This window comes from Citrobacter sp. R-1.5.2 (assembly GCF_035064245.1).
Lineage (GTDB): Bacteria > Pseudomonadota > Gammaproteobacteria > Enterobacterales > Enterobacteriaceae > Citrobacter.
Map to the genome: position 1 here is coordinate 1 of NZ_JASEYC010000033.1, position 12181 is coordinate 12181.

The 12181-nt window shown below is 53.3% G+C and carries 9 protein-coding genes and 2 pseudogenes; 5 read left to right on the top strand and 6 right to left on the bottom strand.

The window, feature by feature from the left end; genetic code table 11:
- Positions 1–275: 275 nt before the first annotated feature.
- From QMN38_RS25645 to cadR, 3 genes are all read right to left on the bottom strand, one after another.
- The gene (locus QMN38_RS25645; protein WP_020996148.1) at positions 276–2408 is read right to left on the bottom strand and encodes a TonB-dependent receptor domain-containing protein; all 2133 of its coding nucleotides are present in this window, start codon (positions 2406–2408) and stop codon (positions 276–278) included.
- A gap of 154 nt (positions 2409–2562) precedes the next feature.
- Positions 2563–3051, bottom strand: a complete 489-nt coding sequence (locus QMN38_RS25650; protein ID WP_008786826.1) for a DUF2946 domain-containing protein — start codon at positions 3049–3051, stop codon at positions 2563–2565.
- A 113-nt stretch (positions 3052–3164) separates the two neighbouring features.
- Entirely contained in the window at positions 3165–3572 is a 408-nt protein-coding gene (cadR, locus tag QMN38_RS25655) for a Cd(II)/Pb(II)-responsive transcriptional regulator (protein ID WP_004364961.1), read from the bottom strand.
- 95 nt (positions 3573–3667) lie between these two features.
- Here cadR and QMN38_RS25660 point away from each other — a divergent pair, with 95 nt between their 5' ends.
- Positions 3668–4543: a cation efflux transmembrane domain-containing protein gene (locus tag QMN38_RS25660; RefSeq protein ID WP_323606349.1), complete on the top strand. Its 876-nt coding sequence runs from the start codon at positions 3668–3670 to the stop codon at positions 4541–4543.
- A gap of 15 nt (positions 4544–4558) precedes the next feature.
- On the opposite strand, the gene QMN38_RS25665 is transcribed toward QMN38_RS25660, so the two are convergent.
- Positions 4559–7456, bottom strand: coding sequence for a Tn3-like element Tn5403 family transposase (locus tag QMN38_RS25665; RefSeq protein WP_032694514.1), 2898 nt, complete (start codon positions 7454–7456; stop codon positions 4559–4561).
- Between the two features lie 94 nt (positions 7457–7550).
- On the opposite strand from QMN38_RS25665, the gene QMN38_RS25670 reads away from it, so the two are divergent.
- The 4 genes and pseudogenes from QMN38_RS25670 to QMN38_RS25685 form a co-directional block, all read left to right on the top strand.
- A complete protein-coding gene (locus QMN38_RS25670) occupies positions 7551–8156 on the top strand; it encodes a recombinase family protein (protein ID WP_000509966.1) in 606 nt (201 codons plus the stop codon).
- Positions 8157–8533: 377 nt separating this feature from the next.
- Positions 8534–9040, top strand: a complete 507-nt coding sequence (lspA, locus tag QMN38_RS25675) for a signal peptidase II (protein WP_113993618.1) — start codon at positions 8534–8536, stop codon at positions 9038–9040.
- 21 nt (positions 9041–9061) lie between these two features.
- The gene (locus QMN38_RS25680; RefSeq protein WP_004574636.1) at positions 9062–10351 is read left to right on the top strand and encodes an ISL3-like element ISPpu12 family transposase; all 1290 of its coding nucleotides are present in this window, start codon (positions 9062–9064) and stop codon (positions 10349–10351) included.
- A gap of 59 nt (positions 10352–10410) precedes the next feature.
- Positions 10411–11448: pseudogene (locus tag QMN38_RS25685) on the top strand (ATP-dependent nuclease); the annotation flags it as partial.
- 166 nt (positions 11449–11614) lie between these two features.
- Here the strand turns inward: QMN38_RS25685 and copM are convergent.
- Together copM and QMN38_RS25695 are read right to left on the bottom strand one after the other, a co-directional pair.
- Positions 11615–11965: a CopM family metallochaperone gene (gene copM, locus QMN38_RS25690; RefSeq protein ID WP_008786877.1), complete on the bottom strand. Its 351-nt coding sequence runs from the start codon at positions 11963–11965 to the stop codon at positions 11615–11617.
- 146 nt (positions 11966–12111) lie between these two features.
- Positions 12112–12181: pseudogene (locus QMN38_RS25695) on the bottom strand (copper-binding protein); the annotation flags it as partial.

Consider the following 12181-nt stretch of genomic DNA (forward strand, 5'->3'; position numbering starts at 1 on the left):
AATTCTGAGGGTACTTGATGTGACCTGCGCCCAATTGTTGGGCACGCAATATTTTTAAAAAGTCCGCTTCTGGCACAGGCTGTGTGAAAACTGCTGATCACTTTTTGGTCTAAGCAGTGGCTTTATATGATCAACCATTCTTGATAAACCCATGCTGAAACGGGGTTTGAGGGCCAATGATGTAAAAAACCACGCTAAGGAGATAATTTATTGTTTATGTTGAATGTGATGGCCCTGGCAACTCTCAGGGCCGACTGCAATTGTCTCAGACTGCGTCAGAACTTCACGTTAACTTTTGCCCACAAGGTGCGGCCCGGTTCATTAACAGACGTATTCGCGGAATAGCCGAAACTGCTGTTTCCAGCAAGGTTCAGGTGTTCACTGTAATCCTTGTTGAACAGGTTATCGACACCCGTGCTGACTTTGACGTACTTATTGACTTTGTACGCCGCATTCGCAGAAAAGACCGCAAAACCGGGGCTGGCGGCAAAATCCTTGCCAACGACATTCCCTTCATTCTCGGCAATCCGGTTCTGGCTGCTGACCAGACGTAGCAAACCGGTACTGCTCCAGTCCCCTTTTTCCCATGACAGCCCTAGGCGGGCTTCCAGCGGTGGGATTTGTGGCAATGGTCTGCTGTCACGGGTATTTTCAGCCCACGAATAAGCCAGGCTGGTCTCGGTTTTCCAACTGTCCGTCAGTTTATAACTGAAGCCAGTCTCTCCCCCCATAATACGGGCATTAACGTTATCGGCTTCGCTAACGCGCGCATTCTTGGGATCATAACGGAACAGAATAAAGTCGTTAACATGCCCAACGTAGGCGGACACCCACCCGTTCAGTTTCTTGGTGCTGTACTGTGCACCTATATCCAACTGAGTGGTTTTCTCCGCTTTTACACTATTAAAGGCGCTGGTATTGCCACCAGGCCCATAGGTTGGAGAGAACAGTTCCCAATAATCAGGGAAACGCTCGGTATAACCCACACCGGCATACAGCATCAGTGGCATGTCTGCCAGCGAGTGTTCTATGCGGGCAAACCCGGCATATAACACATCGTTGCGTCCTGCAAGGCCGGTGTCGGTAAAGTTATCTACCAACACACGATCCAGACGCGCACCGCTAACGACGTTATCCTGATCGGTGGCTGTCCAAGTCAACTCACTAAAAACGCCATAATTACGGAAGCGAGCATCTTTCACCCAGCTATCGCTTTCTTTATTACGGTGCGTGTTCTGTTGCATGTCTGCGCCGCTTTCAAGTTTGATATCGCTCCACAGCCAGGTTCCCATCATGCGGCCACCGACGGTCCGGCGATCAAGTTGCATAGCCATGGGCATGCTCATATTCATGCTCGAACTGCTCGCTGTGTTCATTGAGGATGACATGTCCATAGCCGACGACGTCCCCATGCTCATTGATGAACTGTCGTGCATGGCGCCCATGGACGAACCCATGCCGCTCATTAACATGCTGCCGGGTGATCTCAACGAGAAATTATCCATGATATGGTCGGCATAATTGTAATAAGTACTGGCTTCAAATTTGTCGAACACGTCCCCGATGTTGGACTTTTCAAAGCGCATCCCCAGGCTTTCGCGTTTGAATTGCGAACCATCCATACTGCGCCCGGCATAACGCGCTTCGCCATCGCCTTGCCCTGCGGTCAGCTCCAGCCAGGTGTCTTTATCCGGCGTCCACCCCAGTGCCATATCCGCGTTCCACTTATCCCACTGAGAAGGCACCCGCTGGTTGTTACCATCCTTGTAGTCGTCAGATCGAGATTTGTTACCGATCAGGCGCAGATAGCCTTGCTCATTTCCCAGGCTGATATCTGCATTTTGATCCCAACGACTATTTGATGCCCCGAGCAGGCTGGCATCACCTTGAATACCGGCTTTCTCAAAAGAAGGTCGCTCACGTTCGAAATGCACTGTTCCTGCAGAGTTACCCGGCCCCCAAAGTACCGTTTGTGGCCCCTTGGTCAGCGTCAGAAGATCAAAACTTTCTGGTGAAATATAGGAACTCGGTGCATCCATACGCGCGGGACAGGCTCCAAGCATTTCACTGCCGTTGGTCAAAAGGCGCAAACGCGAACCGAACATACCGCGAAAAACCGGATCGCCATTGGTTCCGCCGTTACGGATTTGAGAAAAACCCGGGATGGTTTTCAGATAATCAGACCCGTCACTGGCCGGAACCGGCTGGCGCGGTGTTTTAGGTGAAGTCACGATCGTCAATGGAGAAATGGCCGGTGCAGTAACTACCATCACCGACGGATCGTCTAGGGTAGCCACGCTATTCTGATGCCCCTCATGGCCGTCTTCAGCCTGAGCAAACGCGGGTAAGGTGATCATCATGGTCATCACCGTTGCCAGTGGTGATAAAGAGAAACGGGTATTTTTCATAGTTAAAGCCTGTTTTTATCGGCCTGCACTTTCCCAAGCAGGTACTCGCTGGCCATCATCTGGAATGGCCATGCATAAAGCGTCACAAAACAGCGGGCCTGTATCAGGCTCTGTTTCGTAAACGGTAAATTATTGTCTTGCTGAACGGCAAAACTTAACGCAGTGAAAACAGGCTAGGCGGGGCGCGGGGCTGGCATTTGGAATAACAGGCAGACAGTAACGGAGAAACAATGACGGGCAAAAAAGGCGCTTGTGAAACAAGCAGTATCAACCAGATAAAAGGAATGAAAACGGTCTGGATCAGCGGTAAGTGAATGAGGAGCTGACAATAGCCGCAGGCGATGTCTTCCATCGGTGAACTGCCCGGGTTTGAAGCCAAGTGGTGGGACATGCTCTGGGAAACAGCGCAGGCACTGTCTAAAGAAGAGTGGAGATCATGCTCCATACCTGGCATAGCGTGGTGCATGGCCGCCGTATCAGGCATATCATTGTGTGTGGTGGTTATCGCTGCCGAACAAGGCTGACTGGCACGCTGATGCTCCAGTGATTTCGAAATCACTGGAGCCACGAACAACATCAGTATTGCCAGCAACGCCAGATAAATAGGGAACTGGCGGCGAGAAAGTGAAAAAAGCGATAGCACTCGAACAACCGCACTTTAAAAAAATGGGGTAAGCGGATTAAATGGTTGATCTTACCTTTGCATGAGAGTGAGACAGACCGGCATCTCATCGGATTATCTGGTTGATGCTTCACCTACTGCTGGTGCATGTTTCCTTCGCTAATTCCAGCAAGAACCCCACACGCCTCAACTTCCCGGTCATCGTTGCAACTCGCTCTCAGTGAAACGAGTTGTTTCTCAAGCGCTTGCAGAGCGGTTATCTGCGACCGCACATGAGAGATGTGATCATCGAGCAAGGCGTTGACGGCGGTACAAGGCTGATGAGGGTCGTCCTGATAGCTCTGTAGTTCGTGAATCTCAGCCAGTGACAGGCCCAGGATTCTGCAGCGACGGATGAAGGCCAGCCCCTCACCATGCTTCTCGGTATAGACACGGTAACCGTTGTCCTGCCGATCAGGCGGCGGCAACAAGCCCTGCTGTTCATAGAAGCGGATCGTCTGTGTTTCGACCCCTACCAACTGCGCCAACTGACCAATGCGCATCAGCCTCCTCCCCAACGGATTCTTTACTCTATTGACCTTATAGTAGCTTTATAGTTTTAAATGGTACCACAACATTGTTCAAGTGGAGTCGTATCATGAGCAAATCCTGTGGTGGCGCCTGTGGCGGTGATGCAACGTCCGCAGCGGATACCGATATACAGGCCTCCTCCGAGGCGCCAGGGAGATGGGTCAGTGTTTATGCCGTGCCGAAGATGGACTGTCCATCAGAAGAACGAATGATTCGCCTAGCCCTGAACGGCTTTGAGGAGATTCGGGCGCTGTCCTTCGACTTGTCGAACCGCCGGCTGAAGGTCGTGCATGACGGCGAGGTCGAGCCCGTCACCTCGAAACTGAAGACCTTGGGGCTAGGCGCCTCGCTTCAGGAAACCGTCGCTGCAAATCCGGAGACCATCAAGGCCGCCGAGTTTTCGGCAGCTTCTGCTAAGCAAGAATCCGGGACCCTGCGCTGGTTGCTCGGCATCAATGCACTTCTGTTCGTGGTGGAAATGACTGCCGGTCTGATCGCCCGGTCCACCGGCCTGATTGGAGAATCCCTGGACAATTTTGCCGATGCGGCGGTGTACGGGCTTGCCCTTTATGCGGTTGGACATAGCGTGAAAATGCAGGTACGTGCCGCGCATCTTGCTGGTGTACTGCAACTGATCTTGGCTGTGGGCGTGCTCGTAGAGGTGGTGAGACGCTTTGTATTCGGTAGTGAGCCTGAATCGCTGGTGATGATGGCTATCGCATTCGTCGCATTGATTGCCAATACCAGTTGTCTGCTGCTCATATCCAAACATCGGGAAGGCGGGGCGCACATGAAGGCAAGCTGGATATTCTCGGCCAACGACGTGGTGATCAACCTGGGGGTCATCACCGCCGGCGCCCTGGTCGCGTGGACCGGTTCCAATTATCCGGATCTGATTATCGGCACCATCGCGGGGGGCATTGTAGGGGTCGGTTCCGGCTGAGGGCGAAATGACACCCTAAGCTTTCGGTTCCTTGGGCCAAAGATATTCGCCAGTCAGTAGAATGTGCGCCCAGCCCAATGGGGATATGTGGGGAAGAAATTCAGGGGGAACATCCAACCCTTCGTTCCGCCGCTCCGTGACGGCATGACCAAGATGGACGGTATTCCAGTAAATGATCACCGCAGTCAATAAATTGAGCCCAGCGATTCGGTAGTGCTGCCCCTCTGTCGTGCGATCGCGAATTTCCCCCTGCCTCCCGATACGGAGCGCATTTTTGAGCGCATGGTGGGCCTCTCCCTTGTTAAGACCGATCTGAGCACGCCGCTGCATGTCCGTATCCAGGATCCACTCAATAATGAAAAGGGTCCGTTCAATACGACCAACTTCACGAAGCGCAACTGCAAGGTTGTTTTGTCGTGGGTAAGAAGCGAGCTTGCGCAGGAGTTGGCTGGGCCTGATTTTGCCAGCGGTCATCGTCGCGGCACAACGGAAAATATCAGGCCAGTTCGCAACGATAAGATCCTCCCGGGCTTTTCCACCTACCAACTTGCGTAACTCCCTAGGGGTCGTATCGGGATTAAATACGTACAACCGCTTCGATGGCAGATCCCTGATTCGCAGAACGAGATTGTAGCCGAGCAGGCTACTGGCTCCGAACAAATGGTCGGTGAATCCTGCTGTATCGGCATACTGTTCGCGAACATGGCGACCGACCTCGTTCATCAGTAGTCCATCGAGAATATACGGTGCCTCGCTCACGGTCGCCGGGATCGACTGACAAGCGAATGGCGCGAACTGGTCGCTTACGTGAGTATACGCTTTGAGGCCGGGAACAGAACCATATTTGGCATTGACCATGTTCATGGCTTCGCCATGCCGCGCTGTCGGGAAAAACTGACCATCGCTCGATGCTGACGTGCCCATCCCCCAGACGCGTGACATCGGCAGTTTACCCTGCGCGGCCACCACAATTGCCAATGCCTGGTTCATGGCTTCGCTTTCAACATGCCAGCGGGCAAGGCGTGAGAGCTGCCAGTAATCATGCGTGTTTGTAGCTTCCGCCATCTTACGCAGGCCCAGATTGAGCCCTTCAGCGAGCAGGACGTTGAGCAGACCGATCCGGTCGCGACATGGAGCCCCGGTTCTCAGATGGGTAAACGCATCTGTGAAACCAAGGGCTGCATCAACTTCAAGCAGCATGTCGGTAATCCGAACGGACGGCATTCGGCGATACAGATCCAGTATGAGTGCCTCGGCACCATCCGGCACGTCTGCTGTCAACCTGTCGATCCGCAACGTTCCATCTTCTATGCTACCGTGCGGAATAGTGCCGTTACGGGCAGCCCGGGCCAGCCGCTTAAGAGCGATCGTGAGTCGCGCCTTTCTGTCTGCCAGCCAATCCTGTGGGTTGGAAGGCACGGCCAGTTTTGCATTTTCCTGCGCCGCGATCATCGGCACCAGTACCTGCTTGAGGTCACCATAGCGGCGCGAATGAGCGAGCCAGACATCTCCGGAACGAAAAGCATCCCGGAGGTGAAAGAGTACCGCCACTTCCCAAAGACGGGTATCTCCTTTTTCCTGAGCTCGTAAATGACGGTTCCATTTGGAGCTGGGCCGCAGGAAACGCCTTTCTGGCGATGCAACACCTTTCATCTCTCCGATCGACAAAGCTGCTGCTACCAATGGTCCGGCGACCGGCGCGGCTTCGAGCTTCAGACAGCGCAACATGCGGGGCGCATAACGACGAAAGCGATGGTATCCCTGCCCGACATATGCAAGAGGCTCATCGGCTAGCGTGTTGCTGAGTTGAGTCCCTGTCGCTACCAGTTGAGCGAGCCGGTCCCATGCAACCGAACTGGCGACAGCCATCTCCAGCGGGGTTCCGTCACTGCGGGCCTCAAGCAACGAAGCTCCCAGCGCGGTGAAGGTACGGATCGTATCCGTGAGTGTGGCTTTAGAGCCGGAAATTGTTTCGTCATGCTGGCGCTTCGCTTCCCGCCAGGTTTTTCCTACGATCCTGTCATGGGTTTCGACTATGGCATCAGCAATCGCCGCTTCCCACTCCACAACACAGACGGTAAGGATCGCCCAGCGGCGGTCCGAAGTGATGTCACGCAAACCGTCGGTGAAGTAGCGTTCACCCTGCCGACGCAGCCGGGCAATGCGATGGGCAGGTATGCTGGCCAAAGCACTATGATTGATATTCAGGGTACGCAGAAATTCGAGCCTGTCGAGCAAACGGTTAGCAGCAGCCGAGTTGTTACCAACCTCGAAGTTGCGAAGCCAGATGAAACGACTGATATTGCCGGCGAGCATTTCACTCAGAAGTTTGTCCAGGTGATCGCGAACATCCGCTGTTAAATTTTCCGCAATCCGCGTTTCAATCCGCCGCTCAGCGGCGACCAGAGCATCCGCGCACAAGCGCTCGATTGTCGATACTGCGGGCAGAATGGTGGAAGTTTCCCGACACCGCACAATAAAACGATGAGCAAGATCCTCGTTTGATCTGGCATCTTCGGCCTGGCCGAAAGTCCACTCCCGCAGATCACGGGCACCACGGCCCGTGAAGGTCTTGTAGCCGTAAATTTCGCGCAGCGTGTCCATGTGCTGCTGACGGGTTTGGCGCCGTGTGGCATAAGTGAGAAGCGCATCAGCCGGAACTCCAAGCTGAGCACCGACGAAGGAAAGGACTTCACGCGGGATCATCTCACCAGGAGCCAGTGCACGGCCCGGATATCGTAAGGCACAAAGTTGCAGGGCAAAGCCAATCCTGTTTTCCGGTCTGCGGCGCTGCCTAATGTTTTCCAGGTCATCATCGCCCAGCGTGTAGAACTTCAGTAGCGACAGTTCGTCCGTGGGCAGATCGAACAGCGCTGCTCGCTGCCGTTCGGTGAAAATATGGCGTCGTGACATACAAATTCGTCCCTTTTGAAGTATAGTCTGTTTTGGACAACAGCCAGCCCATATAAATCAGGGCGTTCCGATACAAAAATCCAGGAGGGTTCAATTGGGACATCGTGCCGCCATTTACTGCCGGGTTTCAACAGCGGATCAGTCTTGTGAACGCCAGGAATTTGATCTGCGAGCCTTCGCCGGCCGTGCCGGCTACGACGTGGTGGGAATATTTAAGGAAACAGGTTCAGGAACTAAACTCGACCGGGCCGAGCGAAAGAAAGTCCTGGCGCTTGCCCAGTCCAGACAAATTGATGCAATCCTGGTCACTGAGCTTTCCCGGTGGGGGCGCTCGACGCTCGATCTGCTCAATACGCTACGTGAACTGGAGAACTGGAAGGTTTCCGTGATAGCCATGAATGGAATGGCGTTCGATCTTTCGTCGCCGTATGGACGAATGCTGGCGACGTTTCTTTCCGGCATTGCGGAGTTTGAGCGGGATCTCATCAGCGAGCGGGTCAAGTCAGGCCTTGCTGTTGCGAAGGCACGTGGTAAGAGGCTTGGTCGTCAGGCCGGAGTGCGACCAAAATCAGACCGACTTTTGCCTAAGGTGGTTGCGATGAGGGCCGAGGGACGCAGCTATCGCTGGATCGCACGCGAGCTCGGTATCAGCAAGAATACCGTCGCTGACATCGTGCAACGACACAGAGCTAACGCTTAGGGTGTCATTTCGCCCTCAGCCGGAACCGACCCCTTGTACTTAACGGTGCCAGACGCATTTTGGCGTTGAAGGGTTAAATAATGCTCATTATGGGGTCCGCTTGGAAAAGGGAAAATAACCTACGCTAAGACTACTTTTTAACCAATCGGCTATTGGATATCACTCGGTTCGCGGGGCTACAGCGTTTCTGTGTCCGAAACCGAACGATTGCGTACACCATGCCAATAACATGTACGAAAGTAAGCAAAACTGTTAACGGACAGTCAGATCGTTCCGTACATCCCTTACGGTCAGGGGTTCGCGCTCAATGGAACGAAATCACTCGTTAAGCTCAAAACGCTTAACGTAGGAAAATTTCCGTTTTCCAAGCGGACCCCATTATTGGCAAAAAGCTCTCGCCGTATGCCCTATTGTCCATATCGGGCCTGCTGGCAGCGTCTGATCAGGCTGTAAAGTGGCTGGTGCAGCAATCAATGGCCTATGGCGAGTATGTTTCGGTGACCCCGTTCTTTAACTGGGTGCACCTATGGAACACCGGTGCCGCATTCAGTCTTTTTGCGAATGGTGGAGGCTGGCAGCGCTACTTTTTTATCGGAATCGCGGTAGTGGTCTCGATTTTTCTGATCAAGCTGATCCTTGAAAATCGTCATAAAGGAGAAGCCATCGCTTACAGTCTTATCCTCGGTGGCGCCATGGGCAACCTGATTGACCGGGTCTTTCGCGGCTATGTTGTGGATTCCTTTGATTTCTATTGGCGAGACTGGCATTGGCCGGCCTTCAACCTGGCTGATATTGCAATTGTCCTCGGTGCCTTACTTTTCGTTTCCAGCAGCTTGTTGGGTAAAAAAGCAAACACCAATGCCGAGTCGGATGGATCTGACTGACACCTACGCCTATACAACACCATGACCGAACTTCCCGACAACATCCTTCACCTGCCGCAATACCAAGTACTGGGCTGCAAATCAACCGACGACGAAATGCACTTCCAGGTGGACGTGCCCGATCCCATCGCCTGCGAGGAATGCGGCGTGCAGGGTGAGTTCGTACGGTTCGGCAAGCGTGACGTTCCCTATCGTGATCTGCCCATCCACGGCAAGCGGGTCACTCTCTGGGTGGTCCGCCGCCGATACACCTGCCGGGCCTGCAAGACAACATTCAGGCCCCAGCTACCGGAGATGGTGGACGGATTCCGTATGACACTGCGGCTGCATGAGTACGTGGAGAAGGAATCCTTCAACCACCCCTACACCTTTGTGGCGGCACAGACCGGCCTGGACGAGAAGACGGTGCGCGACATCTTCAACGCCCGCGCCGAGTTCCTGGGGCGCTGGCACCGCTTCGAGACGCCCCGCATCCTGGGCATTGACGAGCTATACCTGAACAAGCGCTACCGCTGCATTCTGACCAACATTGAGGAGCGAACCCTGCTCGACCTGCTGGCCACCCGCCGCCAGGACGTGGTGACCAACTACCTGATGAAGCTGAAAGACCGGCAGAAGGTCGAGATCGTCAGCATGGACATGTGGAACCCCTACCGGGCAGCGGTCAAGGCTGTGCTGCCCCAGGCCCGTATCGTGGTCGATAAGTTCCATGTGGTGCGCATGGCCAACGATGCCCTAGAGAGAGTGCGCAAGGGCCTCAGAAAGGAGCTGAAACCGTCCCAGAGCCGGACTCTCAAGGGAGACCGGAAAATCCTGCTGAAACGCGCTCACGAAGTCTCAGACCGGGAGCGCCTCATCATGGAGACCTGGACAGGCGCGTTCCCGCAACTGCTGGCCGCCTACGAGCACAAGGAGCGCTTCTACGGCATCTGGGACGCCACCACACGGCTCCAGGCAGAAGCCGCCCTGGACGAGTGGATAGCCACCATCCCGAAGGGCCAAAAGGAAGTCTGGAGCGATCTGGTCAGGGCAGTGGGAAACTGGCGCGAAGAGACCATGACCTACTTCGAGACGGACATGCCCGTCACCAACGCTTACACGGAGTCCATCAACCGACTGGCCAAGGACAAGAACCGTGAAGGGCGCGGTTACTCCTTCGAGGTGATGCGGGCACGAATGCTCTACACCACGAAGCACAAGAAGAAGGCACCGACTGCGAAGGTCTCTCCTTTCTACAAGAAAACCATCGGTTACGGACTGCCGGACTTCGCAGAGGAACTCAACTACGGAGTCGATCTATCAACCATCTGAGGGTGGTATCAGATTGATGGGGTGAAGGTGCCCCATCAACCATTAAATCCGTATACCCGGATAAATTACGTGAAATGGCCCCCGAACTCGCCAGTGAACTGACTCCACGATTTAAGGAAAAACCCAAGTGGACCTTCAATTTCACCCTGGACGGGGAAAATGGCATCCCCATCAATAAGCGCGGCAGCGGGATAAGGAGGCTTATCCTGTTGAATTTTTTCCGGGCTGAGGCTGAAAAGAATGTCGCGGGGACGCCCAGAAACATGATTTATGCCATCGAAGAGCCTGAAACGTCACAGCAGCCAAACTATCAGATGATGCTGATGAAAGCGTTGCTGGCACTGGCAGGCCAGCCGCACCGTCAGATTATCGTCACCACCCATGTCCCGGCGCTGGCCGGATTGATCCCTGTCGAAGGTGTACGTTATGTCACCCGAAATGAGGCGGGTGAACCCGTAGTAAAAATGCCGGATGACGCTGTGCTGAAGGAAGCCACTGAAAGCCTGGGGGTGCTACCAGAGACCGGTATGGAAAGGGCGCAGGGGATTGTTCTGGTAGAGGGAAAGTCGGATGTCACTTTCCTGAGGCATGCGGCCAGTTCATTAAAACAGTCAGGTGTGCTGCCAGCCTCTCTGGAGGACGTGAAAATAGTGCCAGTCCTCATAGGAGGGTGTGGCAGCGTCAAACACTGGGTTACATTGAATCTGGCCAACGATCTGGGGCTTCCCTGGTGCGTTTTTCTGGACTCCGATATTGGGGGAGACCCTGCACAGGTTATGTCCATTCAGAAACGTAAAAGAGAAGTGGAGGATGCCGGTAAGGTATTCTTCGCCACGCGTAAACGTGAAATAGAGAACTATCTCTGCCCGGATCTGATCGAAGAAATGACCGGTGTAGCCGTCACGTTTACGGACACCTGTGATGCTAAAAAAATAATTGGCCGGGCGGTGGGAATGAAGCCCGATAATGTGCTTGATAAATTCTGGCCCCGGATGACAGCGGAAAGAATCATCTCAAGATCAACCTATCATGACGGAATGCAGGAAAGGATTGAGCTGGTTGAGATCCTGAGCGATATTGTTGCCATGACGAGATAATGTGTAAAAATTATCGCTGCTGCATATATTCCGGTCCACAGCAAAGGACCGGAGTATAGTATATAAAAAACCCGAAATTAATCGGGTTTTAATTATTTAACGTTTAACAGGCTCCCGTGCCCGGGAGTGAATTAAAATTACGCTTATTATGGCGTTTTTGCAATCTTTATTTTTGACTGCCAAGCCATTTATTCATCTGCTCGATTTCACCTTTCTGAGCTTTAATGATGTCCTGCGCAAGCTTTCTCATTTCGGGATCTTTTCCGTATTTAAGTTCGGTCTCAGCCATTGCTATTGCTCCTTCATGGTGTGCGATCATACCTTTTGCAAAGGCCTTATCGGGATCGGGCTCATTAACGGCGGCCATCATTTTGTCATGCATGTCTTTCATGCCAGCCATATATTCCTGTGACGATGCCGATGAGTGCATATCTGACATTTTCATTTCCGAATGTTCAGCAGAAATGGCTGGCAGGGATAACATTAATATTACAAAAAGGGTGTTTTTGATTTTCATTTAATAAATCCTTTCAGACAGGTACCGGTTAATTGTAGCTGAGTCAGATAAAAAAGCCCCCTGACGGGGGCAAAAATCTCACAACATATCCGGTTAAGGAATAATCTATCAAGGAAAGGGTAAAAGCACGGATACTACAGTCGCATTCAGCCTGCATTGATCATGCGGCGGTGCGCTTCGGCCATGGCCTGATGTGGGCCGGATTGCCCGTTATTC

Excerpts from the sequence above, each read along its gene's own strand:
- QMN38_RS25645 (WP_020996148.1), bottom strand. The coding sequence starts at position 2,408 with ATGAAAAATACCCGTTTCTCTTTATCACCACTGGCAACGGTGATGACC.
- cadR (WP_004364961.1), bottom strand. The coding sequence starts at position 3,572 with ATGCGCATTGGTCAGTTGGCGCAGTTGGTAGGGGTCGAAACACAGACG.
- QMN38_RS25660 (WP_323606349.1), top strand. The coding sequence starts at position 3,668 with ATGAGCAAATCCTGTGGTGGCGCCTGTGGCGGTGATGCAACGTCCGCA.
- QMN38_RS25665 (WP_032694514.1), bottom strand. The coding sequence starts at position 7,456 with ATGTCACGACGCCATATTTTCACCGAACGGCAGCGAGCAGCGCTGTTC.
- QMN38_RS25680 (WP_004574636.1), top strand. The coding sequence starts at position 9,062 with ATGACCGAACTTCCCGACAACATCCTTCACCTGCCGCAATACCAAGTA.
- copM (WP_008786877.1), bottom strand. The coding sequence starts at position 11,965 with ATGAAAATCAAAAACACCCTTTTTGTAATATTAATGTTATCCCTGCCA.